At 40.1% G+C, this 23,138-nt stretch carries 23 protein-coding genes; 8 read left to right on the top strand and 15 right to left on the bottom strand.

Features of this window, described 5'->3' with window-relative positions; genetic code table 11:
- Positions 1-7 precede the first annotated feature (7 nt).
- Complete coding sequence (kbl, locus tag Phpb_RS01605) at positions 8-1,204, bottom strand: glycine C-acetyltransferase (protein ID WP_065388877.1); 1,197 nt, start codon at positions 1,202-1,204, stop codon at positions 8-10.
- A 233-nt stretch (positions 1,205-1,437) separates the two neighbouring features.
- On the opposite strand from kbl, the gene rfaD reads away from it, so the two are divergent.
- Genes rfaD through rfaC form a run of 3 tightly spaced genes read left to right on the top strand, consistent with a single transcriptional unit; the run spans position 1,438 to position 4,398 of the window.
- Entirely contained in the window at positions 1,438-2,376 is a 939-nt protein-coding gene (gene rfaD / locus Phpb_RS01600) for an ADP-glyceromanno-heptose 6-epimerase (RefSeq protein ID WP_065388876.1), read from the top strand.
- Positions 2,377-2,386: 10 nt separating this feature from the next.
- Positions 2,387-3,436 carry an ADP-heptose--LPS heptosyltransferase RfaF gene (gene rfaF, locus Phpb_RS01595; RefSeq protein WP_065388875.1) on the top strand — a complete coding sequence of 350 codons (1,050 nt, stop codon included), beginning with the start codon at positions 2,387-2,389 and terminating at the stop codon, positions 3,434-3,436.
- Complete coding sequence (rfaC, locus tag Phpb_RS01590) at positions 3,436-4,398, top strand: lipopolysaccharide heptosyltransferase RfaC (protein WP_065388874.1); 963 nt, start codon at positions 3,436-3,438, stop codon at positions 4,396-4,398. Before rfaF ends, rfaC begins: the two co-directional genes overlap by 1 nt.
- Positions 4,399-4,663: 265 nt before the next feature.
- Here rfaC and Phpb_RS01585 read toward each other — a convergent pair whose 3' ends face one another.
- From Phpb_RS01585 to Phpb_RS01575, 3 genes are read right to left on the bottom strand one after another with little or no spacing between them, the layout of a single operon-like run.
- Entirely contained in the window at positions 4,664-5,170 is a 507-nt protein-coding gene (locus Phpb_RS01585) for a glycosyltransferase family 25 protein (RefSeq protein WP_065388873.1), read from the bottom strand.
- Positions 5,171-5,201: 31 nt separating this feature from the next.
- On the bottom strand, positions 5,202-6,089 hold the full coding sequence (locus Phpb_RS01580; RefSeq protein WP_065388872.1) for a GNAT family protein: 888 nt from the start codon (positions 6,087-6,089) through the stop codon (positions 5,202-5,204).
- A gap of 33 nt (positions 6,090-6,122) precedes the next feature.
- A complete protein-coding gene (locus Phpb_RS01575; protein ID WP_065388871.1) occupies positions 6,123-7,079 on the bottom strand; it encodes a polysaccharide deacetylase family protein in 957 nt (318 codons plus the stop codon).
- A gap of 181 nt (positions 7,080-7,260) precedes the next feature.
- Here Phpb_RS01575 and Phpb_RS01570 point away from each other — a divergent pair, with 181 nt between their 5' ends.
- The gene (locus Phpb_RS01570; protein WP_065388870.1) at positions 7,261-8,262 is read left to right on the top strand and encodes a glycosyltransferase family 8 protein; all 1,002 of its coding nucleotides are present in this window, start codon (positions 7,261-7,263) and stop codon (positions 8,260-8,262) included.
- A gap of 111 nt (positions 8,263-8,373) precedes the next feature.
- On the opposite strand, the gene Phpb_RS01565 is transcribed toward Phpb_RS01570, so the two are convergent.
- Genes Phpb_RS01565 through rfaQ form a run of 4 tightly spaced genes read right to left on the bottom strand, consistent with a single transcriptional unit; the run spans position 8,374 to position 12,796 of the window.
- Entirely contained in the window at positions 8,374-9,459 is a 1,086-nt protein-coding gene (locus Phpb_RS01565) for a glycosyltransferase family 9 protein (protein ID WP_065388869.1), read from the bottom strand.
- Between the two features lie 45 nt (positions 9,460-9,504).
- Complete coding sequence (locus tag Phpb_RS01560) at positions 9,505-10,608, bottom strand: glycosyltransferase (protein WP_065388868.1); 1,104 nt, start codon at positions 10,606-10,608, stop codon at positions 9,505-9,507.
- Entirely contained in the window at positions 10,605-11,735 is a 1,131-nt protein-coding gene (locus Phpb_RS01555; protein WP_065388867.1) for a glycosyltransferase family 4 protein, read from the bottom strand. Before Phpb_RS01555 ends, Phpb_RS01560 begins: the two co-directional genes overlap by 4 nt.
- Positions 11,732-12,796: a putative lipopolysaccharide heptosyltransferase III gene (gene rfaQ, locus Phpb_RS01550; protein ID WP_065388866.1), complete on the bottom strand. Its 1,065-nt coding sequence runs from the start codon at positions 12,794-12,796 to the stop codon at positions 11,732-11,734. Before rfaQ ends, Phpb_RS01555 begins: the two co-directional genes overlap by 4 nt.
- 222 nt (positions 12,797-13,018) lie before the next feature.
- Here rfaQ and waaA point away from each other — a divergent pair, with 222 nt between their 5' ends.
- From waaA to coaD, 3 genes are read left to right on the top strand one after another with little or no spacing between them, the layout of a single operon-like run.
- Complete coding sequence (gene waaA, locus Phpb_RS01545; protein WP_065388865.1) at positions 13,019-14,296, top strand: lipid IV(A) 3-deoxy-D-manno-octulosonic acid transferase; 1,278 nt, start codon at positions 13,019-13,021, stop codon at positions 14,294-14,296.
- Positions 14,297-15,070 carry a glycosyltransferase family 2 protein gene (locus tag Phpb_RS01540; protein WP_065388864.1) on the top strand — a complete coding sequence of 258 codons (774 nt, stop codon included), beginning with the start codon at positions 14,297-14,299 and terminating at the stop codon, positions 15,068-15,070.
- A complete protein-coding gene (coaD, locus tag Phpb_RS01535; protein ID WP_065388863.1) occupies positions 15,070-15,552 on the top strand; it encodes a pantetheine-phosphate adenylyltransferase in 483 nt (160 codons plus the stop codon). The genes Phpb_RS01540 and coaD overlap by 1 nt, the downstream gene beginning before the upstream one ends.
- Before the next feature lie 64 nt (positions 15,553-15,616).
- On the opposite strand, the gene mutM is transcribed toward coaD, so the two are convergent.
- Positions 15,617-16,426, bottom strand: a complete 810-nt coding sequence (mutM, locus tag Phpb_RS01530) for a bifunctional DNA-formamidopyrimidine glycosylase/DNA-(apurinic or apyrimidinic site) lyase (RefSeq protein WP_065388862.1) — start codon at positions 16,424-16,426, stop codon at positions 15,617-15,619.
- Between the two features lie 119 nt (positions 16,427-16,545).
- Here mutM and rfaL point away from each other — a divergent pair, with 119 nt between their 5' ends.
- Positions 16,546-17,763, top strand: a complete 1,218-nt coding sequence (gene rfaL / locus Phpb_RS01525) for an O-antigen ligase RfaL (protein WP_240492378.1) — start codon at positions 16,546-16,548, stop codon at positions 17,761-17,763.
- A gap of 33 nt (positions 17,764-17,796) precedes the next feature.
- Here the strand turns inward: rfaL and Phpb_RS01520 are convergent, their stop codons facing one another.
- From Phpb_RS01520 to rpmB, 6 genes are all read right to left on the bottom strand, one after another.
- Entirely contained in the window at positions 17,797-18,972 is a 1,176-nt protein-coding gene (locus Phpb_RS01520; protein ID WP_065388860.1) for a glycosyltransferase family 4 protein, read from the bottom strand.
- Positions 18,953-20,071: a glycosyltransferase family 4 protein gene (locus Phpb_RS01515; protein WP_065388859.1), complete on the bottom strand. Its 1,119-nt coding sequence runs from the start codon at positions 20,069-20,071 to the stop codon at positions 18,953-18,955. Before Phpb_RS01515 ends, Phpb_RS01520 begins: the two co-directional genes overlap by 20 nt.
- Positions 20,052-21,074, bottom strand: a complete 1,023-nt coding sequence (locus Phpb_RS01510; RefSeq protein WP_065388858.1) for a glycosyltransferase family 9 protein — start codon at positions 21,072-21,074, stop codon at positions 20,052-20,054. Before Phpb_RS01510 ends, Phpb_RS01515 begins: the two co-directional genes overlap by 20 nt.
- A gap of 187 nt (positions 21,075-21,261) precedes the next feature.
- On the bottom strand, positions 21,262-22,383 hold the full coding sequence (locus tag Phpb_RS01505; protein ID WP_065388857.1) for a glycosyltransferase family 4 protein: 1,122 nt from the start codon (positions 22,381-22,383) through the stop codon (positions 21,262-21,264).
- Between the two features lie 170 nt (positions 22,384-22,553).
- Positions 22,554-22,721 carry a 50S ribosomal protein L33 gene (gene rpmG, locus Phpb_RS01500; RefSeq protein ID WP_010847629.1) on the bottom strand — a complete coding sequence of 56 codons (168 nt, stop codon included), beginning with the start codon at positions 22,719-22,721 and terminating at the stop codon, positions 22,554-22,556.
- Positions 22,722-22,732: 11 nt separating this feature from the next.
- The gene (rpmB, locus tag Phpb_RS01495; RefSeq protein ID WP_011148921.1) at positions 22,733-22,969 is read right to left on the bottom strand and encodes a 50S ribosomal protein L28; all 237 of its coding nucleotides are present in this window, start codon (positions 22,967-22,969) and stop codon (positions 22,733-22,735) included.
- Positions 22,970-23,138: the final 169 nt, after the last annotated feature.

The raw sequence follows: 23,138 nt of genomic DNA, 5'->3' as shown, positions 1-23,138 counted from the left end.
AGATGCCTTATGCAATTACGCTCAATTGCTTACCAATTCGCGTGAACGCCGCAACTGCACGTTCAATTTGCTCTTCCGTATGCGCGGCTGACATTTGCGTGCGGATACGGGCCTGATTTTTAGGGACTACCGGATAGAAGAAACCGGTAACATAAATGCCTTCTTTCAATAATTCTGCGGCAAACTCCTGTGCCAATTTTGCATCGCCTAACATGACAGGAATAATAGCGTGGTCAGCCCCTGCTAATGTGAAACCTGCTGCGGTCATTTTTTCACGGAACAGATTAGCGTTCTTCCACAGACGATCACGCAATGCATCGCCCTCTTTCAGCATATCCAGCACCTTAATGGATGCCGCTACAATCGCCGGGGCCAGTGAATTAGAGAACAGATATGGGCGTGAACGTTGGCGCAGCCACTCAACAACTTCTTTACGTGCCGCGGTATAGCCACCGGAAGCACCACCTAATGCTTTACCTAAAGTGCCGGTAATGATGTCAATACGATCCATAACGTCACAATATTCATGGGTACCACGGCCATGAGCACCAACAAAACCCACAGCATGGGAGTCATCCACCATGACCAGGGCATCAAATTCATCAGCCAGATCACAGATAGATTTTAAATCAGCAATCACACCATCCATTGAGAACACGCCATCGGTTGCAATCACAATATGACGTGCATTATCTGCTTTGGCTTGTTCTAACTGTGCTCTAAGTTCCTGCATATCATTATTAGCATAGCGATAACGCTTCGCTTTGCATAAACGGACACCATCAATAATAGAAGCGTGGTTCAACGCATCAGAGATAATGGCGTCTTCCGGCCCAAACAGCGTTTCAAATAAACCACCATTAGCATCAAAACAAGAAGAATAAAGAATGGCATCTTCCATACCCAAAAATTCCGCCAGCTTTTTCTCCAGCTCTTTATGAGTATCCTGAGTTCCACAAATAAAACGAACAGAGGCCATGCCAAAACCGTGGCTATCCATTCCTTCTTTAGCCGCGGCAATCAGCTCAGGGTGATTAGCCAAACCTAAATAGTTATTTGCGCAGAAGTTAATAACGTGGCTGCCATCGGCTACAGCAATGTCAGCATTTTGTGCAGAAGTGATGATACGTTCATTTTTGAACAACCCTTCCGAATGGGCTTGTTCTAATTGTTCATTAATTTGCTGATAAAATGATGCTGACATTTATTTTCTCCTGATTTATAAATGAAGGGTCGTTAGACATTTTACTCATTGATCAGGCTACTGACGACACTATCAGGCAGATAATATTAACTTTGCTGTATCCGTCACGTCATGCAATCTGAATGACCATAATATTTCAGTATATTCCCCTGCTTAAGCTGCTGTCGTCATGGATGTTAGATGTTATTATAGACGCAATTTGCTTCATTAACCCGATTGTAGAGGTGAGTCGGATGATTATTGTCACTGGCGGTGCTGGATTTATTGGCAGCAATATTATCAAAGCACTAAATGACGAAGGATATAAAGATATTCTGGTCGTAGATAATCTAAAAGATGGTACTAAGTTCACCAATCTGGTTGACTTGGATATTGCTGATTACATGGACAAGGAAGAGTTTATTGCCAGTATTCTGGCCGGTGATGATTTCGGTGATATTGACGCTATTTTCCATGAAGGCGCTTGCTCATCCACAACCGAGTGGGATGGCAAATATATGATGGATAATAACTATCAATATTCCAAAGAATTGCTGCACTATTGCCTTGAACGCGGCACCCCTTTCCTGTACGCCTCCTCAGCGGCAACCTATGGCGGCCGCATTGATAACTTTATCGAAGAGCGTCAATATGAGAAACCGCTTAATGTTTATGGTTACTCTAAATTTCTATTCGACCAATATGTCCGGGAGATCCTGCCTCAAGCTGATTCACAAATTTGTGGTTTCCGTTATTTCAATGTATATGGACCACGTGAAGGGCACAAAGGGAGTATGGCGAGTGTTGCCTTTCATTTGAACAATCAAATCAATCAGGGACAAAACCCAAAACTCTTCGCTGGCAGTGAAGGCTTTCAACGTGATTTTATTTATGTCGGTGATGCCGCGGCGGTTAATCTTTGGTTCTGGAAAAACGGCGTTTCCGGGATTTATAACTGTGGAACGGGTCGTGCTGAATCTTTTCAGGCGGTTGCAGATGCGGTTGTTGAATTCCACCAAGATAAATCACTACCTGTTGAGCGTATTGATTTCCCAGAACATTTGAAAGGCCGTTATCAGCGTTTCACGCAAGCAGATCTGACTAAACTTCGGGCGGCAGGTTATGATAAGCCATTCAAAACCGTTGCCAAAGGAGTAACGGAATATATGCATTGGCTTAATCAGGATAAATAATCTACTCGCTATGAAAATATTGGTGATCGGCCCTTCGTGGGTAGGTGACATGATGATGTCGCAGAGCCTTTACCGGACATTAAAGGCTTTGCATCCTAATGCAGAAATTGATGTGATGGCCCCAGCCTGGTGCCGCCCACTGCTGGACAAAATGCCGGAGGTCAATCAAGCATTGGCTATGCCGTTAGGGCATGGCTCACTGGCATTAGGAGAACGCCGTCGTTTAGGGGTCGCCCTGCGTGAACGTAAATATCATCGCGCTTATGTGCTACCAAATTCTTTCAAATCTGCCTTGGTGCCTTTCTTCGCCAATATTCCTCTGCGTACCGGCTGGCGTGGTGAAATGAGATATGGATTGCTCAATGATATTCGTACATTGAATAAAGAAGCCTTCCCATTAATGGTTCAACGCTATGCTGCATTGGCTTACGATGCAAAACCCAGTAGCGCGGCAGACCTGCCTCAACCATTACTTTGGCCTCAGTTGGATGTTAGTGACGAAGATATTGCTGAATCCACCGCAGCATTCAATATTTCTGATCATCGGCCTATCATCGGTTTTTGCCCCGGCGCAGAATTTGGCCCGGCAAAACGCTGGCCGCATTATCACTATGCCGCGTTAGCTCAACAACTTATTACTAAAAAAGGATATCAAATTCTGCTCTTTGGCTCAGCTAAAGATCACGAAGGTGGAGAGGATATCCGCAAATCACTAACAGGAGAAGCCAGTGAATACTGCATCAATCTTGCCGGACAAACTTCTCTTGAACAGGCAGTCAATATTATCGCGGCCTGTGATGCTATTGTAACCAACGATTCTGGTCTGATGCATGTTGCCGCAGCGCTTAATCGCCCGCTGGTTGCACTTTATGGCCCAAGTAGCCCAGATTTTACGCCTCCATTATCCGATAAAGCGGAAGTTATTCGTCTTATTACTGGCTATCATAAAGTCAGAAAAGGCGACAGTGCGGATGGCTATCATCAGAGTCTGATTGATATTCAGCCTGAGCAAGTTCTCGCTTCCCTGGAAAAATTATTACCAACGGAGAACCAGAGTTAATGCGGGTTTTACTGGTTAAAACTTCTTCTATGGGAGATGTCCTCCACTCACTCCCTGCGCTGACTGATGCAGAAAAAAACTTGCCTGATGTGAGTTTTGATTGGGTAGTAGAGGAAGGTTTCGCTCAAATCCCTGGCTGGCACAGCGCTGTTGATCACATTATTCCTGTCGCTATTCGCCGCTGGCGTAAAAACTGGTTTAGTCCAGAAATTCGTGCAGAACGCCGTTTATTTAAAGAAAAATTAAAATTACATCAATACGATGCCATCATTGACGCTCAAGGGTTACTGAAAAGCGCATTTTTGGTCACTCGATTAGCTTATGGCCCTAAACATGGTTACGACCGCAGAAGTATCCGTGAGCCATTAGCAAGTTTTTTTTATGATTGTTGTCATGCAGTCAGCAAGCAACAGCACGCCGTAGAACGTATCCGGGAACTGTTTGCTGTCAGCCTAGGTTATACCAAACCGTCAGCACAGGGCGATTATGGGATTGCTCGTCATTTTCTACATCAGCATCTAGAAAATCGGGACGATTATCTGGTTTTTCTCCATGCCACCACTCGCGATGAAAAACATTGGCCGGAAAGCCATTGGCGACAACTTATTACTGAAATTCAGCCGACAGGTGTACGCATTAAGCTCCCCTGGGGCGCAGAACATGAATACCAACGTGCACTGAGACTGGCGGAAAACTTCCCTCATGTGGAAGTACTACCAAAGCTGACTTTGGCACAAGTAGCCCAAGAGTTGGCGGGTGCAAAAGCGGTTGTTTCTGTTGATACTGGCCTGAGCCACCTCACTGCTGCATTGGATCGCCCTAATATCACGTTGTTTGGTCCGACAGATCCAGGATTAATTGGTGGCTATGGCAAAGAACAAATATCTTTAAAAGCGGAGGATGGGAATATCAGAAGTATTACACCATCGAAAGTGCTCTCCCATCTCGGGCAAAAAATATGAAATTAATTTCAAAATACTGGCTAAAGGGTGCCTTTAACCAGTATTCAATCTTTTTTAATTTTCTAACAAAGATTTTCCAAAATATATTTTTAATCTTTACAGAAAATGACCTTCTTTTCCTTATTTCTTTCCAGATTCTTCTTGCCTTAATATTATGCTCACTATCTCTCCCCTATATGGTTGTATTAACAGCATTCTCATTTTCCGTAACCAAAACAGGTTCTGTACAACATAATGTTATAACTCCATTTTCCCTGAAAAACTCTCAGCGATCTGCAACCAACCATACAGGATAAAGGAAAGCAATGAGGTTTTTAGCTGCCTGATTATTCAATATATAACCACAAGCTAACGAAGCGCCCAATACCGATTTAATATCTACACCACAAGGAAGCTTATATTTGGAGTGTTCAAAATATTGACTGACTTTACTCAAAAGAATAGTAGAAGGAGCTATTATCTTTTCTTGCTGAATTTCATTTAAGAACTCAGGAAAACGTTCATTTAAGGTAACACCGTCCTCTAATATTAATGCCATAGGAATATTATTTTCAACTATATTCCTATGGATTTTCATATGACTTAAAGCACATCCAATCTCACCGGGCCTTATAGCATCACTTAATTCTCTTGTTTGCCTCTGTAACGCCTCTGGTGATAACAGACTGCCATCCACAGCCTCAATAAACTCATAATCTAAGTTTAGTTCTATACATTGTTCTTCTATTCTTTCCCTTCTATCTGTAGAATGTTTAAGATTAAAAGTTTCCATATCCGGTGCTAATGCTCCATTATTATAACAATTAAGGAAAAATCACTCTCTGTAAGTTGTCTCTATTGCACCACCTATCTTTATATTCAAATGTTGGCCGACCGAAACTAAATCTCATCTCCAAATTATTTTTATGGCTATATTCAATAGCATCCTTAACATTCACCCATGTAGAAACAGTTCCTAGCGATAGGTTTGGATAACTCAAATCCATTCCGCTATTAACATAGTCATAGCAAATCCATTTTTCACACTGTTTTCTAACAACAAATTGCATTGCGCAAGGATTTCCTTCTAACCATAAAATATTACCAAAATTTATATCGGGTATTTCTTCAAGAATCTCCTGCATTTCATTTTTATATGCATGTTCATTCCTACGTTTAAAATAGAGATAATCATAAATATCCGTTAACTCTATCGAATCATAATGTTCAACATTAACAACACTACCCCCACTTTTTATAAAACGATTCAACTCTCTATTTCTTGTTTCTCTTGTTTTTCTAGAGATATCCTTAACCAGACAGATCTGTCTTTTAGAATTTAATTTATCCGAACAGTTAATAATATTAACTTTATTTTTTGATGACATAAACTTTGATTTAAATGGAATAATAGCTCTAACATCCGATCTAATCGGCAATATTATCTCATCAAAATTAAGTGGATATTTGTTTATTCCTTCTTTAATGACAATTTTCTGCTCACCAGCGAGGTAACAATCTCTCCAGCTACAGATACCACCAATCACATTCCCTGAACCATCTCTTTTTATATAAAATTTCTCATTTAACTGAAAGCGCTTATGGAAAAAATCCAAGACTTCCGGAGCAGTGATCACACTTCCCCCATATAAATTATAAGCCTCTCGATAATCATCAAAAGAACTTAATTTCCAACCAAAATTCAGTAGCATTAATTAATCCTGTCAGTTTTATTTTCTCAATTATTACGACTTCTTTAACTGGTAATATTCAGCCAATGTCATTCCTTGAACCTGTGGCTGTACGTAGTTAAATAGCGCCTCTAGATCCCGATAAAGTAATTCAATCTGTTCTTCATTTTTAAATGTCGGACTACCACCAGGCATAAATTCAGATGAATGCAGCATAAATTCAACATAATCACAGCCTTCTGCTAATGTCTGCTGAACCACTTTTTTCATTTGTTCCAAATTCCCTCCCTTTGGCCTTAGCCAGTTAACAGATGGAGAACGCTGCTTACCACGTAAGCTGTCATATTTCTGTTTAAGGAAATTCATCAACGGAGAGTGTTTATATTGAATACTCATAGGGACTTCCAGCAAAGATGAATCACCTTCTTTAGCAATATTCTGCAAGTCCATAAAATAGGCATAAGATGGAAAGTAACGATAATCAGTTCCACCATTACCATTAGGATCGCCTTTGGTGAAACGCCAATTAACCCGTGGCGTTACTGAACAATCGACTTGATAACCATACTCCACCAGCAATTCAGCATAATATTCATCAAATGCCCAACGACCTGCCCGATGACTTAACATTTTAATCTGTAGTTTGTCTTCCAATAACTTAGTCATGAGATCAACTTTGGCTCTAACTTGTTCTTTTGGAAATTCAATCAGATAAGGTTTATAACGCATATCGTCGTCTGTAAGAGGAACAAGTGGTGGGTTATTCCAGGCATGTAAGTGCATACCAATTTCCCCCTGTCCTCTGGCAATAATGTCTCTGGCAAATTCAATGTATAAATCATCCATTGCCATTTCATAGTTCGTCAACCAAACTGGCTTAAAACCAAAACGTTCACATAAACGCTGAAATCTTGGTAAGTAATGGGTATTTTTTGTCGAGATCTGCCCGTGGTTTTGCCACAGGTCATCACCCTCAGTATCAATAGTGATAATAAATGCAGGTCGAGTCATCAGAATATGCCCACAATAGAATAAAATGATGGCTTTATAGTACGCAGATCTATAAAATAGTGCAATTATCTTATCATACGTATAGTAGCTCTATATCTTAATTAAATTTCATGCTTCGCATTGTTAAATCAACAATATAGATGTTATTTCAGCTCATAATACACTTACTATTAAGCAACATATGGAAATATCAGAGAATATTATTAATTTCGGTTTCGGTAACTGTAAAGTAACAAACTTTGCTTTCCCAGGCGATAAATTTGATCCCTCTGTGGAACATTTTGATGTTTTCTTTGGCGTAACCAATGATTATTTAAGGCATGCAATAACGACTACTGCCTCAATAATTGAGAATAACAGAAACATTAGTTTTGTATATCACTTTATTTCTTCTGATGATTTATTAAATTACCAATACTCCATTGAAGAATGGGTTAAAGATAAAAAAATAAAAATAATCATTCATGAATTAAAGGATACTATACTTAACAATAAGGAATTCGATAGTAAATACTCAATCGCTGCCTTTTTCAGAATATTATGTCCTTACTTTTCTAATAATGACTACTCTCTATACGTTGACAGTGATGTCATATGTATAAATAATATAGAAGACCTATTCATAAAATCAAGCAACAGTACATTAAAAGCTGTCAGAGATTGCTATTCTTCGGCAAAATCAAGAATTGAATTTTTAGGTCTAAAAGATAAGAATTATTTCAATTCAGGAGTTCTTGTTTTTAATAATAAACCCTGGATAGAAAAGCAATTAACTAAAAAAATCATTAATTTTGTTTTAAATGATACTAGAGAATTTGATTTCCCCGATCAAGATGCTATAAATGGTTGCTTGTCCAACGAGATAGAATGTTTAGATGACAAATACAATTGTTTAGTAAACTCGCAAGAAGTAAATTCAAACATATCAAATACAGATAAAATTGTATTCTTACATTTTGCTGGTGATAAGAAGCCCTGGTTCCCATGGTATTCAGAATTACCGTGTTCAAAACTCTACATAAAAGCCACAGCCTATTCTCCCTGGAAAAACTCACCTTATATTTTAGAAACTAAAAATATAGTACAATTAAGAGCAGCTTATAAATTTTACGCCAGAAATAAAATGATTATCCATTTTCTAAAATATTATGCAAAGTACCGATACTATAAAATAAAATTATAGATATCTTGTCTCTATAAAAGCGCTGATAAAGCCATCAGTGCTTTTATTACTATATCTTTATTAAATAATCCCAATAAATGGAAATCCAATATGTACGCAATATTATAATATCTAATGGATTGAGAGTATCTTATCCGTTATCGCCATGTAGATATCAGACAATGGGATATCACCTATTTTTCCATTTTTACTAATGAGTTGGGTTGCATTTTTATTTCCAGGCCCCCAAACATCATTATTTACAAATTTACCATGAAGATCATTACCATACAATGCAATTGTATTTTTTTCATAAGCAGCTGCCACATGGACTATTGATGTATCCGGAGAGATTATTAAATCAGCATTCTTTATTATTTCCACAGCACTTAAAAAATCACCAAAGGGGTTACAGATACACCCATTCAAATAAGAAAGCGATTTTAACTTATCAAATTTACCAATAAGAATAATATTAACTTTACTATCTAGACCTTTGAAATAATCAACAATACCAATTAATTGCTCTCTAGATATATCTCTTTTCCTTTCCGCGGCAAACGGATTAATGACTACGGTAATACCACATAATAGTTTTAATAAAAAGTTATTTACTTTTTCAATTGTATCCGCTGGAATATGAATATCATATCTCATATTATATTGATTAATATCTATAGCGTGCAAAAGCAGTTTATATCTTTCTGTAATATGAGAGTTATATTCCAAATATTTAATGCTCTTACTATAAGTGTTAATATGTTCTTTATTAAATCCAATAACATATTTAGCATTAATTATTCTTATGAATAAAAGATAGGTAATAGGTATATGATCACCCATATCAATGATCAGATCAAAGTTTTCCTTTCTTAAGGAAAATGCTAATCTTATAATATCAAAAGTTTTTTGGGGATAAAAATATACTCTGCCAATATATGGATTACTCTCAATCACACAGTAGTTTGCTTTCCCTGATAATACATGGAGCTTTATCCCTTTTTTATCCAATTCTCTAAAAACAGGCGTGGATACAATCATATCACCAATCTTATCATCATCTCGCAAAAATAAAACTTTTTTGATGTCTGATGATATAAAGTTATCTCTTCTGATTTTATCGACAAATAATTTTAAAAAATTAAATTTTAGAGATTTCAAAAAGTAATTTCTTTTTCTATTTAGTTCTCTTAATTTCTGGAACTTTTTTTTATTCATTCTCTTATCTCAACAACCAAGCTTAAAAAGCTGATACAACAATGTTTATTTCTTTAGCAAAGTTAAATATTTTGCCAAAATAATATCTAAATCAAACTTCTTATACATATCCTCTGTAATTACAGGCGGTTCATAGCAGACAAACTTCATTTTCTCTGCAAGCGAATCAACGGTCAGCTCTGATTTATATTTCTCCAGCTCACCAACCATAATTTCATTGATTCCACCGGGACACATCGTGCTAACAATTGGCGTATCACAAATCAATGATTCAATCAGTACGTTACCCAACCCCTCGCTATCAGAACTCAAGACAACTGCTTTAGCTCCACGAATAACAGGTAATGGATTTTCCAGGAATCCCGTTAAAATCACTTTAGACTGTAAGTTTAAATCCACAATCTTCTGCTTTATCTGTTGAGTAATAGCTTCATCTCCGTGACCAACAATCAATAACTTACACGGAATATCTGCTTGCGCAAACGCTGCTAATAAACGATCATGCCGCTTAACCCGGTGAAATCTACCAACATGCAATAAATAGGTTTCATCCGCATAAGGGTTATTTTGCAGTGATTTTTGTTTAATATCTGGGATATTAAAAGGATTATAAATTGTCACCATTTCATTAGGCGTAAGTGACAAATTATTTTTTAAATCTTTCCCTACAGCATCAGATACACAAATTAAATTCCGGTTATTATATGTCCACTTTATTTTTTGTTTCTTGATCCAACGAGATAATCCCGTTTTATTACCAAGATATGAGTTTGAAAATACCCCATGAATACAAAACCATACATTTAACCCCGCTAACACTTTTGATTGCACGACAATACGATCAGTTTTATGCAAGTTTGAGACAATCAACGCAGGGATTCCCTTGCGAAGAAAAACTTTTTCTAAAACCTTATCCATAGATTTAGCCCTACGGCAAATCTCAGTCTGTCTTCTAAAAAGCCCTTTATACCCATTAGCATCAATGATCAATTCAATACCATCAGGTACCGAATATTCACATTTCTCCGCCAAAGAGAGCAACGTAACATCATATCCCCTCTGTTGCAGACCATCACAAAGCCGGATAGTGACATTTTCCGCACCGCCACCAGGTAATCCATCAATGATAAATAATATATGTCCTTTCATGATGAAAGCACCTTTTCGTATAATCCAATGAGCTGTTGTGATAAATGTTCCGGTGTATAACAGAGTATTCCCGTTCTCGCTAATTCTGACATTTTATTATTCAAATGATTTGAAGGCGTATTCTGAATCGCTTCCGTAATATCTGAAATAGCCAGAGCATCACATACAAACCCGTTATTCCCTGAGTTAATAAATTCAGCGCCGCCACATGTCGTACTGGTTATTACCGGAAGCCCGCAAGCCATCGCCTCCAGTATCACATTTGGAAACGGATCATATAAGGTCGGCAACAATAAGCCATCTGCAAGCTGATAAAAGGGCAACGTCTTTTTTTGAACACCCATAAATCTAACTCGCTCATTACATCCCAGCGAGTTAGCTAACTGCTTATATTTCTTCTCTTCTTTATCTTGCCCTACAACTATCAAATAGGCATCAGTCGCACTCACTGCCTGAATCGCTGCTTTTAATCCTTTTCGCTCAAACCCCGAACCAACATAAACTAAACATTTAGCCTGTACGGGAAGGTTATGCTCTTTCCTTAATTGTATCCTCTGAGATTCCGTTGCCGGGAAAAATTGTTTATTGTCTATCGAATTATAAATAACCGATATTTTTCCCTCAGAAAGCCCAAAATCTGTCATGACCTCCCTTTTTACCATTTCCGAGTTACAAATAACCATTTTTAACTCTGGCGCCGAATACATCTTTTGTTCAGCGTCCATCACATAACGATGGTAACGACTCGTAAAAAGCAATTTGCTTCGCCAGGGAGATAAAACACGCGCACGTTGCTGTAGCCAGCGCTGATGAACACCATCACCCGCACGATAAATATCGCAACCAGCAATACGTTCATGACTTTGAACAAGATCAAATTGCTCTTTTTCCCATATTACTTTGGCTGCTTTAGCAAATCCTCTCTCACGGCTGATGCGCCCCCATTTATGAGGATTTGCTAAATGCACATGCCAATCAGGATTAACATCTCCCTGCCAGGAACGCGTAATAACGTTAAGCTCCAAGTTTTCATTCCCTAAAGCTTCTAAGGCGCGGGAGACAAAACGTTCTGCACCACCATCCGGACGATATTTCTGCCGAACAATCGCAAGACGTACTAATTTCATAATAAATTTCTCCGGGCGGCGGCAATAACCATATCACTGGGAATGACATTCAGATAACGTATATCCGTTTTAGTATCAACATCATCAGGATCAGGTAAATCACCATAATCACCAGCCCAAATAACTTCACCTTTCGCTTCCCACGGACGCCAGAATACTAACTTTGATGGCCCAAATAAAGCGATAGCAGGTGTTTTCAACGCAGCGGCCATATGCATAGCAACGGAATCCATCCCTATGAATAAATTAGCCCCCTCAATCAGCACTGCAAGTTGCGGTAAAGTTAACTGGCCTGCAAAAGAAACTACTCTTTCTTTTGGACAGTTTGCTAAAATCTTCTCCACCATCTCCTCCTCCTTACGATCTGGCCCGGAGGTAACAACAATTGTCCAACCATCAGACTGCAATGCACTAATCGTTTCACTCATCTTTTTTTCATCCCAGCATTTAAAAAACCAGCGGGATGTTGGTTGCACAACAATATATTTTTGATTTACGCCATGCTTATCAAGAAGCGCCAAAACAATCTCTTTATCCTCCTGACAGTAACTCATCGTCACTTTAGTGTTTATCAACGGAAGATTTAACAGCGAAAGAGCTGACAAATTCTGCTCAACAATATGCAAAAACCGGCTATGCTCTGTCGCAACAAGATTTGTGAAACATTTTTCCCAAAACAGGCTGCGTCGTTTTGCTAAATCAAACCCAATACGCACTTTTGCTCCAGTAAATCGTGTTACAAATGCACTATACCATTGATCAGCAAGATTAATAACCAGGTCGTATTGACGACGCCTTAATCGTTTAAGCAATCTCCATTCATGACCAAAATGCGCTTTAATTCCCTGTTTCTTCCATTGTCTATCTATAGAAAATAGATTATCCACAGAAGAAAAATCAGCCAATATTGGTTCGGTTTCTTTGTAGAGTAAAACATCAATTTCCACCTCAGGATAATTATCTTTAAGAGTATTAATAACTGGTGTAATTAATAATACATCACCATGATGTCTTAACTTTATTATCAGAATACGGTCAAATTGAGCGTGTAATTTACTCATTGCATTCCCAGTATAAAGATAAACGAAAAAGCTGCCGCGACCATGTGCAGAAGCTGCAAAAAATCCGTGCTACTTTCATATTAATAGAAGCACGATCTTGCCTAAAAATGCTAATTTACCTTTCTAATTCTGTTCAGATTCTAGAAGCCATACGCATTTTCATACTTTCTTTGAAGCAATGTGATACTATTGGCGCTAATTTATGTAAATGAATTTGATAGAATGTTACTGCGTTTATATCAGGTACTTCTCTACCTTATCCAACCTCTGATTTGGTTGCGTTTATTGCTCCGCAGTCGCCAAGCCCCGGCTTACCGTCAGCGCTGGGGTGAACGCTACGGTTTCTGTGCTGGTAAAGTTGCCGCTGGAGGCATCCTGCTCCATTCCGTTTCCGTAGGTGAGACGTTGGCCGCAATCCCTTTAGTCAGAGCCTTGCGCCATCACTACCCTTTTTTACCCATTACCGTAACAACAATGACGCCAACGGGCTCAGAAAGAGTGCTTTCCGCGCTGGGAAATGATGTTAATCATGTCTATTTGCCATACGATCTTCCCGGTTCTATGGAGCGCTTCCTCAATCAAGTTAATCCAAAGTTAGTCATTATTATGGAAACAGAACTTTGGCCTAATCTGATTTTCCAACTTCACCAACGCAACATCCCTCTGGTCATTGCTAATGCCCGTTTGTCCGCGCGTTCCGCTGCGGGATACCAAAAAGTAGGGAATTTCGTAAAAACAATTTTGCGTAGCATTACCTTGATTGCCGCTCAGAATCCAGAAGATGGTGAACGCTTTATTGAACTGGGTTTAAAACGCTCTCAACTGACTATTACCGGCAGTTTGAAATTCGATATCTCAGTAACACCTGAATTGGCCGCTAAGGCAGTAACATTACGACGCCAATGGGCTGCTCGCAGACCTGTCTGGATAGCCACCAGCACCCATGATGGGGAAGAGAGTATTATTCTAGATGCTCATTGCAAATTACTGAAACAGTGTCCAAGTCTGCTCTTGATCCTAGTTCCTCGTCATCCTGAACGTTTTATTAAAGCGGAAGAGTTAACCAAGAAAGCTGGACTCAGCTATATTCTTCGCAGTTCTGATAAAATCCCTGACGCCAATATTCAGGTTGTTATCGGCGATACGATGGGTGAACTGATGCTGCTTTATGGTATTGCCGATCTGGCCTTTGTTGGCGGCAGTCTGGTTGAACGTGGCGGCCACAATCCACTAGAAGCGGCAGCCCATGCTATTCCGGTGCTAATGGGCCCACATACCTTTAACTTTAAAGATATCTGCGCTAAGCTGAATCAGGCTAATGGTCTGATTACCGTTGCGGACAGCCACTCTTTGTTCACCGAGATCAACAGTTTACTGACCGACGAAGATTATCGCCTATATTATGGTCGCCACGCGGCAGAAGTGCTGCATGAAAATCAGGGCGCACTTCAACGTCTGCTTAAACTGCTGGAACCCTATCTCCCGCCTCGGAGCCACTGAATGAGTGACAAAAAACGTCTTTCCGTTGTCATGATCGCCAAGAATTCAGCGGATCTGATAGCAGATTGTCTGACCTCAGTCCACTGGGCTGATGAAATCATCGTGCTCGATTCTGGTAGTTCAGACAATACTTGCCAGATAGCACAGACAATGGGTGCAAAAGTATTTTCCAATACAGAATGGCCCGGGTTTGGTCGTCAGCGTCAGCTAGCTCAACAATATGCCTCTGGCGATTATATTTTTATGATCGATACTGATGAACGTGTAACACCAGAACTCAAAACATCCATAGAGCAGGTTCTAGTACATGCTGATAACAGCAAAGTCTACAGTTGCGCCCGCCGGAATCTATTTCTTGGCCGTTTCATGAAACACAGCGGCTGGTACCCGGATCGCGTCATCCGCCTCTATGCCCGCGACCGTTATCAATACAATAACAATCAGGTTCATGAATCCCTTGAAACCAATGGTTCGACGGTTGTTACTCTGCAAGGGGATTTACTTCATCTTACTTGCCGTGATCTGATGGAATTTCAGAGAAAACAGCTAAATTATGCTAAAGCCTGGGCAGAACAGCGCTATGAACAAGGCAAACAGTGCGGTTATTTCTCAATTTTCAGTCACACTTTTGGGGCTTTTTTTAAAACCTGGCTGTTGCGAGTTGGCTTTCTTGATGGTAAACAAGGGTTAGTACTAGCTATTGTCAATGCTCAATATACGTTTAATAAATACGTCGCGTTGTGGGAAAAGAGACAACAGGAGGGTAAAAATTGATGAAAACCAAAGCCATTTATCCCGGAACATTTGATCCTGTTACCTACGGTCATATTGATATCGTCACCCGTGCCGCGGATATGTTTGACCACGTTCTATTCGCTATCGCCAACAGTGCCAGAAAGAATCCTATGTTTACTCTGGATGAACGCATTACTCTGGCAAAAGAGGTGACCTCACATTTGGATAATGTGGAAGTGGTAGGTTTTTGTGAATTGATGGCTAATTTCGCCAAAAAACAGCAAGCCAATATCCTTATCCGTGGCCTTCGTTCAGTATCTGATTTTGAGTATGAATGGCAGCTTGCTAATATGAACCGCCACTTTATGCCCGAATTAGAGAGCGTTTTTCTGCTGCCATCACAAAATCTCTCGTTTGTCTCTTCATCTTTAATTAAAGATGTCGCTCTCCACGATGGCGATATCTCATCATTCCTGCCAGAACCTATCGCCCAAGCTATGCTAAAAAAACTGGGCAAGTAATTTATTCTATTCACTGGAGGCGGGTATTCCCTATGCAACGCCTCCCCTAACTATCCGATATCAACTAATACTGACAGTGACGGCAAAAGAAAGTACTGCGCTGCCCAAGCTTAATACTCTCTATTTGTTCACCACAAATTCGGCATGGCTCTCCTGCTCTGCCATAAACAAACAATTCCTGAGCAAAATAGCCCGGTTTACCATCAGATTGCAGGAAATCTCTGAGTGTCGTACCACCCTGCTCAATAGATCGTTGTAGGACCTTCTTAATCGTTTCCGCCAGTAAATTGGCTTCACACTCAGTTAAAGTATACGCGGGACGATCAGGCTGAATATGGGCAGTAAACAACGCTTCATTTGCATAAATATTACCGACTCCAACAACCAGTTTGTTATCCATTAGCCAGGGCTTAATCAAGGTTTTTTTCTTATTTGATCGGGTGTAAAGATAAGAGCCGTTAAAATCATTAGAAAGCGGCTCCGGCCCCAAATGAGCCAATACCGAGCACCGTTCAAGATCATCGCTCCATAACCACGCCCCAAATCGTCTGGGATCGGTATAACGCAAAACCTTACCATCTGCCATCACTAAATCCACATGATCGTGTTTCTCCGCAGGGCGCTCCTCTGGCAAGATACGCAAGCTGCCCGACATTCCCAAATGGACAATAATCCAACCATTTGCCAGTTCAATCAGCAAATATTTAGCCCGGCGTTGAATGCTAAGCACAAGCTGGTCACTCAACTTCATAATTTCTTCCGCCACCGGCCAACGTAACCGGCCATTCCTGACTACCGCATACTGGATAACATTCCCTACCAGATGTGGCTCTATTCCCCTCCGGCTGGTTTCTACTTCTGGTAGTTCTGGCATGGTAATAACTCCTAACTATGTATATTGTTTCAACTCTATTGCATCTGAACAGATTAAGATAATCTTTTCATGTATTATTTCCAACCAAACTCAACAGAAACGAAAGCAGATTGATGAATATGTTTAATATTAAAAGTCGTGATAAAAGATCATTATGGAATCTATCCATCATTGGGATTTATATAGCCCTTGTTTATCTGCCTAATATAACGAGGTATAAAAATCTGGTTATGGTGCTTATTGGCATTACAGCACTAACCTATCTAGTGACAGATTTTCGCCAAGTGATGCGCTCCATGCGTAATTCACTGTTTCTATCCATTTTGTTATTCATCCTAGCCATGTTCTATTCAGTGGCGATTTCTGTCGATCCTGCATTGAGTTTTCAAGAGATGAATAAACCCATCCTGAATGGACTACTATTGTTCAGTTTTACTTTTCCTGTTGTACTGTACAAAGAAAACCAAGAAAGTATTGCCAAGATGATTCTGTGCTCATTTGCCATTGGTATGCTGGCAATATGCCTCACTGATATTGGTAAATACATTATTAACTACAATAAAGGTGAAATGCCTTTTACCAACTTCAACCATCGAGAATTTTCTTACGGCTTTATTTTCTATTTCCCCATCTTACTGTGTACTTGGGCATTGTGGAAGAAACATACCTTAGTGAGCTGGCTGATACTGGCTGTCGCTTCCGCTATCAGTCTGTTTTTGTTATTAGGTACCTTAGCCCGTGGCGCTTGGGTCGCTGTGGCCGTCATTACCGCTATTATCATCATCATTAATCGGGAATGGAAGCTGACCATAATAGCGAGTTTAATTCTTAGTGTTTCAGTTGTACTTTCTCACACGACGATAATAGCTAATGAAAATACTCAATTATTATTTTGGAAGCTGACTCAAACTGATAGCAGCCATCGTTATAAAAATGGCACACAAGGGGCTGCTTTGGAGTTGATTCTAGAGAACCCGATTAAAGGCTACGGTTACGGCAATAAAGTCTATCATAAGGTTTACAACGAACGAGCTGCTGACTATCCAGACTGGATATATCGCACATCCATCGGCCCCCATAATATCTTTCTGGCATTCTGGTTTGCCGCTGGGATAATCGGCCTGATCACAACTTTGCTGATGACCTTCTCAGCGCTGTACACGGGTAGCCATACTATTAGCCGTAACAATGGCGTAATAAGGCAAGCCAGTATTATTCTACTAACGGGATTTATCGGATTATTTATCATCCGAGGAGCTTTTGAAAATACCTATATCAATGAAATAGGTATTCTATTCGGCCTGATGATTGCTCTATATCAGCAGAAAAACGATTAACCAGATCTCACGGCTATACTATCAAACCGATTATTATGCAGAAATATCCTTTGATATTGTCTGCATAATAAGCTTCGCTCGCTGTTCCCAATTAAAACGCTCTGTCACCAACATTTTCGCATAACTGATTTGTGACTTAACTTTTTCTGGATTATCTCTTATTAACTGAATCTGTTGAGCAAAACTCTCCGCATTCTCACTGTCAGCAAAACTGACCGCATTTTCATCAACTACATCACGAATCGAAGGAAAATCGGAGATAACCACCGGCTTATCCATCGCCATATATTCAAATAATTTCAACGGTGAAGTATAGCGACTACCAATACTGGTTTTAGTTAATGGCAACAGACAAATATCATTATCTGCAATTATCTGAAAACGTAATTTAGGTTGAATAAACCCAAGAAAATTGATTTTATCGCCAACCCCCATTTGTTTAGCAATCTGTCGCAACTGTTGAATCTGTTCTGGTTCACCACCAGCAATATTCAATACTGCATTTTCAAGATAAACCATCGCTTTGATCGCCGTAGGAACACCTTTCCAACGATGTAAACTCCCCAAGTAAAGGACCTGGGTTGGTAATTCACCGTCGTCTGATACACGTTTATCTAACGACATTGACTCGACTGCCAGCATATCCACACCATCCGGCGCAACAACTATTGACGTACTGACATTATATTCACTAATAATATCATCGCGGAGTAACGACGTTAGAACGAAAATAATCCTAGACTGACGATAAACAAAGTACTCGATTTCTCTCAGCCTCTGATACTTACGCTGATTTTTATTTTTACTTAGATCATGCGATTCTTTAAATGATTGGGCAAAAATCTCATGACTTTCAAAAAATAGCGGAATTTCTGGATGTTCACATAATAAATACTTTGCCATTTTCAAATTACGAGTAAAAATGGCATCTACCTCATTTCTCTTCAACCAATGGGAAACCTGGAAATAGAACATTTTTTGGGTATTGAATGGAAAATACCATTTACGCCGAATATTACGTAAAGAGATCAACTTAGCGGATGGTGATAATGAACGTCCCAAGATCTCCTCTGCGGTATTTTTACCTTCCGGCGTAACCAGATATATACTGGCTCTCTGGCGAGCAAATGAATCAACATTCTGCAAAATTTGCAGTGATGCTACCCGATAATCAGGAACCGGATAGGGATCAATATAGGCAATTTTCATTATTTATCGCTTTCAGTAAACGATTTGCTGAATGCTCCCAGGTATACATTGTTTCAATCCGTTGACGAGCTGCTTTGCCCATTTTTTGCCCCCTGTCTGGTTGAGACAATAAAAAATTAACCGCATCGACAATTGCTGAAACATCTCCTGGCGTAACCAAAATACCTGAATTACTTTCGTTACCGACAACTTCCGGTATACCTCCGATATAACTGGCAATAACCGGCCTGCCACATGCCATCGCCTCCGCAATCGTAATCCCAAACGCTTCATCACCAATACTTGGGAAAATTCCTGCATCACCAGCAGCATAATATTCAGGTAACTGATCATGGCCTACAGGTGGATGGAAGATGACCTGTTTTTCCAGCCGCAGCGCTGCAACTTGCTTTTCCAAGCGTTTCAGATCTTCACCTGACCCGATAATCAGCAATTTAACATCTTTATCCTGTAGCTGAGCCATTGCATCAATAGCCACATGCATGCCTTTCCAGCCAACCAACCGCCCGGCAAAGGTCAGCAAAAATGTTTTATCACTGATCCCAAGGCGAGTTCTAACAGAAGAGTCTATCGGCCTGAATTTATTAATATCAACACCATTGTAAATCACTTTCGGAAATTGTTTAAAATGGTGCTGAATCTGCCAGGCATTAAAATGGCTGCATGCTACCCAAGCTGAAATCCGCTTACTCAGCTTTCTGTCACCCTTGAAAAAACTGGTACCGCCGCTCATATAGCAAAATTTGGTGCGACTCTCTTTTGGCATCATTCGAGGCCAGAAAAAATCAAATGGCTTCGTCAGAATAACCCAGTCAAAATCTTCATTAACAACTGTACCGCGAGCATGGCGAGCAAACGAGTAACGTTCAATAATACGCTGGAAACGTCGGCCAATATTAATTACTTTCTCTCTGGGAATAAATGGAAAAGTATGAACCTGGATTGCTCTTCCATTAAGCTCTGGCTGGACATCACCCTTGCCGCCAAAAATATGGATCTCATGACCGGCATCAGTCAGCGCTTTCGCAAGTTCCCAGACTGCCGTCTGAATACCACCATAAGACATAGTTACAGTGACATCAACCAAACCTATTTTCATCTTTTCTTCCTGACGACGTAGTTTCTAGTAACTTTTGCGTTGCCTGCCAGACTTGTTCAACAGATATTGCAGACATCGAGTCTTTGCGGGTGGCCTGCATATAGTGAACCGGATGTTCAATAACCGCCAAATGTGAATGCTGTTGAGGCGCTAAAAAACGGCCTGGATGAAAACTATGATACATAGCAACCATCGGGATACCTAATGCACCAGCTAAGTGTGTCGGCCCTGTATCAACACCAACATACAAATCAAGTCTACTCATTATTGCTGCATTCTGCCGCATTGTTAGTCTGCCAACCAATGAAGTACACTTTTCAGCCCCCAATCTTTTTGCCAGTGACTGTGCAGCAATTTTACCGTCAGTGCTACCTAATAACATAATATGCGACTGGGGATAACGGCGATAAATGTGTTGCGCTAATTGGTAAAAATGTTCAACCGGCCAATCACGATAAGCTTTTGCCGGGAAGCTTTGTAACTGAAAACCAATCAGGAGTTTATTCTCTAAATGATTCTGCCGCACAAAACCATCAGCAAAATGTAACTCCTTTTCACTAACACAATAATTCAACCGCCAGTCACTTACCTCAACATCTACCGCACCAGCAAGCATGGCCCGTTCCTGTTGAGCCGGCATCAGCACCTTTGGCTTTTCCACCGTCAACCAATCCGATTGCAACGTGGACTTATCTGAAAACGAAACTGTTAAGCGCGATTTACGTTTTGCGTACTGCAATAAAGGTTTATCGTCACTATAGACTAAAGCCAAGTCATAATGTTTACAGGTAAACCAACCACACCATTTTGCCTTACCTTTCGAAAAAGCAGTCAATTTATTGATATCATTTATATTTTCAAGGATCTGCCTAGTCCTTTTATGGGCCATAACATCAATATTCGCACCAGGCCATTTCTGTTTTAAAGCACGGATCACCGGCGTTACCAATAAAGTATCACCGAAACGTGCTATAACAATGACCAAAATATTCTTGATCTGCATAAGGCAATTATCTAATTAATCCGCTATAAAATTCAACAAAATATACAAAAAAACCATTTCGTATACAATTGTTCGCAACAGGGTGATTTAACTAATAATCAATCTTAAAGTAATTCAATATCAATAAGTTGATATTACCCAAAACCATAAGCCAAAGAATAAGGACCAGAATAAATCTTAAAAAATGTTAACTTTTTTTACCTTTAATGCTGTGAAAAAAGATATTTTCCATTTTATCCAACATATTATCTATGCCAAATAAAGCCATTGCTCGCTTTAATGAAGAATGACCGAATTGCAAGCGCAGTTCATTATTATGAATCAACAAATCTAAACTTTTCGTCAATAACTCTGTATTTCTGGGCTCCACGATATAACCCGTTTCACCATCCACTACCGCTTCGGCAATTGCACCAACAGAAGTTGAGACCACAGGTATTCCACACGCCATTGCTTGCATAATGCCTTGTGGCACGCCTTCATTACCAAAAGAAGGTAATGCAAATAAATCCATCGCATTCAAACAATCAGGAACATCCTGACGGTTACCTAAAAAAATAACGCTGTTTGACAAACCCTCTCGCTTTACTAATGGTTCCAATGATTTACGTTGTGGACCATCACCCACAAACAAAAGCTGCCAATCAGGATATTTCTGGTGCAGTACTTTCCAGCTTTCCAACAGATAGCGATGTCCTTTCCAAGTTCTCATGGTCGCAACGACACCTAATGTCGGTTTATCTTGAATTCCAATCCGCTGGCGGCAAACTTTTTTATCTTCCGGTCGAAAACGATCTAAATCGATGCCGGTAGGCACTGATGTCATATGCTGTAATGGATAACGATTATTAGCATGCAGATGTTGACGTAATTTTTCACCGGTAGTCGCAATATGCCGGCACGCTCTCAAATACAACCAACGAGTTGATATTGAATTAGAAACATGGGTAGAAACATGCCTGGTTCTGACCATTGGCGGCATATGCCTTAACGTCATGCAAACCGCAGCAACCAACCATGCATCTGTCGAACTATGTGTATTAATAACGCCAAATTGACGGCCTTCTTTTTGCAACCAACGACGCATAGCAAGAAAGCAGGACAGCCGCTTTTTCTCAATAGGCAGGGCTATTACCGGCACACCATAAGATTTTGCTTCACGGTAGATATTGGAACTAGGACAACAGACAATAACCACTTTGTGTCCACGTCTTATCATACCTTGGGATTCCGTCAGAATACGGATTTCCTGACCACCCCAACCACAAGAAGATTCCGTATGTAAAATATTTAGTTTTTCTTTAGCCATTTCGGTTTCATATCCAGCCTACCGGAAGGCGTTAGTATAGCGAAACAACATTTTACGTCTACGAATAACAAGATATATATGAAATGCAGAGAAAAATCAGTGAATATCTGTTTAATATTTTCTCAACAAAAAACCCGGCCTAAGCCGGGTTTTTATCAAATCAGCCAAAATTATTTAATCTTGGCTTCTTTATACATCACATGCTGACGAACAACTGGATCAAATTTTTTCATTTCCAGTTTCTCAGGCATAGTACGCTTGTTCTTCGTAGTGGTATAGAAGTGACCAGTACCAGCCGAAGAAACTAGCTTAATTTTATCGCGAATACCTTTAGCCATTTTTCAGCTCCTTAGTACTTCTCACCGCGGGTACGAAGCTCAGCCAAAACTGCGTCAATACCCTTCTTATCAATCACACGCATACCTTTAACAGATACACGCAGAGTCACAAAGCGCTTCTCGGACTCAACCCAGAAACGGTGGGAATGCAGGTTAGGCAGAAAACGACGCTTAGTCGCATTCAATGCATGAGAGCGGTTATTACCACTCATCGGGCGTTTGCCAGTAACTTGGCAGACTCGGGACATGTCTATTCTCCAAAAATCAAATCAGCTCGAGCTTTGTATTGGGTATGGCCGCCTCGTCAGGCTTAGGAGCCCATCTCAGCAAATTCTACTGAAAAGACTCACATTTACTCAGAAAATGTGCTGAGATAGGCTCTTCTCGCCAAACCAAAGATCCTCAAAGGTGGCGTAG

The organism is Photorhabdus namnaonensis, from assembly GCF_001684335.1.
Classification (GTDB): Bacteria; Pseudomonadota; Gammaproteobacteria; order Enterobacterales; family Enterobacteriaceae; genus Photorhabdus; species Photorhabdus namnaonensis.
The sequence above is the reverse complement of the archived record's forward strand: the minus strand, read 5'-3'. Positions and strand labels throughout refer to the sequence as shown.

Coding starts and splice junctions, on each gene's coding strand:
- kbl (WP_065388877.1), bottom strand. CDS start 1,204: ATGTCAGCATCATTTTATCAGCAAATTAATGAACAATTAGAACAAGCC.
- rfaD (WP_065388876.1), top strand. CDS start 1,438: ATGATTATTGTCACTGGCGGTGCTGGATTTATTGGCAGCAATATTATC.
- rfaF (WP_065388875.1), top strand. CDS start 2,387: ATGAAAATATTGGTGATCGGCCCTTCGTGGGTAGGTGACATGATGATG.
- rfaC (WP_065388874.1), top strand. CDS start 3,436: ATGCGGGTTTTACTGGTTAAAACTTCTTCTATGGGAGATGTCCTCCAC.
- Phpb_RS01585 (WP_065388873.1), bottom strand. CDS start 5,170: ATGGAAACTTTTAATCTTAAACATTCTACAGATAGAAGGGAAAGAATA.
- Phpb_RS01580 (WP_065388872.1), bottom strand. CDS start 6,089: ATGCTACTGAATTTTGGTTGGAAATTAAGTTCTTTTGATGATTATCGA.
- Phpb_RS01575 (WP_065388871.1), bottom strand. CDS start 7,079: ATGACTCGACCTGCATTTATTATCACTATTGATACTGAGGGTGATGAC.
- Phpb_RS01570 (WP_065388870.1), top strand. CDS start 7,261: ATGGAAATATCAGAGAATATTATTAATTTCGGTTTCGGTAACTGTAAA.
- Phpb_RS01565 (WP_065388869.1), bottom strand. CDS start 9,459: ATGAATAAAAAAAAGTTCCAGAAATTAAGAGAACTAAATAGAAAAAGA.
- Phpb_RS01560 (WP_065388868.1), bottom strand. CDS start 10,608: ATGAAAGGACATATATTATTTATCATTGATGGATTACCTGGTGGCGGT.
- Phpb_RS01555 (WP_065388867.1), bottom strand. CDS start 11,735: ATGAAATTAGTACGTCTTGCGATTGTTCGGCAGAAATATCGTCCGGAT.
- rfaQ (WP_065388866.1), bottom strand. CDS start 12,796: ATGAGTAAATTACACGCTCAATTTGACCGTATTCTGATAATAAAGTTA.
- waaA (WP_065388865.1), top strand. CDS start 13,019: ATGTTACTGCGTTTATATCAGGTACTTCTCTACCTTATCCAACCTCTG.
- Phpb_RS01540 (WP_065388864.1), top strand. CDS start 14,297: ATGAGTGACAAAAAACGTCTTTCCGTTGTCATGATCGCCAAGAATTCA.
- coaD (WP_065388863.1), top strand. CDS start 15,070: ATGAAAACCAAAGCCATTTATCCCGGAACATTTGATCCTGTTACCTAC.
- mutM (WP_065388862.1), bottom strand. CDS start 16,426: ATGCCAGAACTACCAGAAGTAGAAACCAGCCGGAGGGGAATAGAGCCA.
- rfaL (WP_240492378.1), top strand. CDS start 16,546: ATGTTTAATATTAAAAGTCGTGATAAAAGATCATTATGGAATCTATCC.
- Phpb_RS01520 (WP_065388860.1), bottom strand. CDS start 18,972: ATGAAAATTGCCTATATTGATCCCTATCCGGTTCCTGATTATCGGGTA.
- Phpb_RS01515 (WP_065388859.1), bottom strand. CDS start 20,071: ATGAAAATAGGTTTGGTTGATGTCACTGTAACTATGTCTTATGGTGGT.
- Phpb_RS01510 (WP_065388858.1), bottom strand. CDS start 21,074: ATGCAGATCAAGAATATTTTGGTCATTGTTATAGCACGTTTCGGTGAT.
- Phpb_RS01505 (WP_065388857.1), bottom strand. CDS start 22,383: ATGGCTAAAGAAAAACTAAATATTTTACATACGGAATCTTCTTGTGGT.
- rpmG (WP_010847629.1), bottom strand. CDS start 22,721: ATGGCTAAAGGTATTCGCGATAAAATTAAGCTAGTTTCTTCGGCTGGT.
- rpmB (WP_011148921.1), bottom strand. CDS start 22,969: ATGTCCCGAGTCTGCCAAGTTACTGGCAAACGCCCGATGAGTGGTAAT.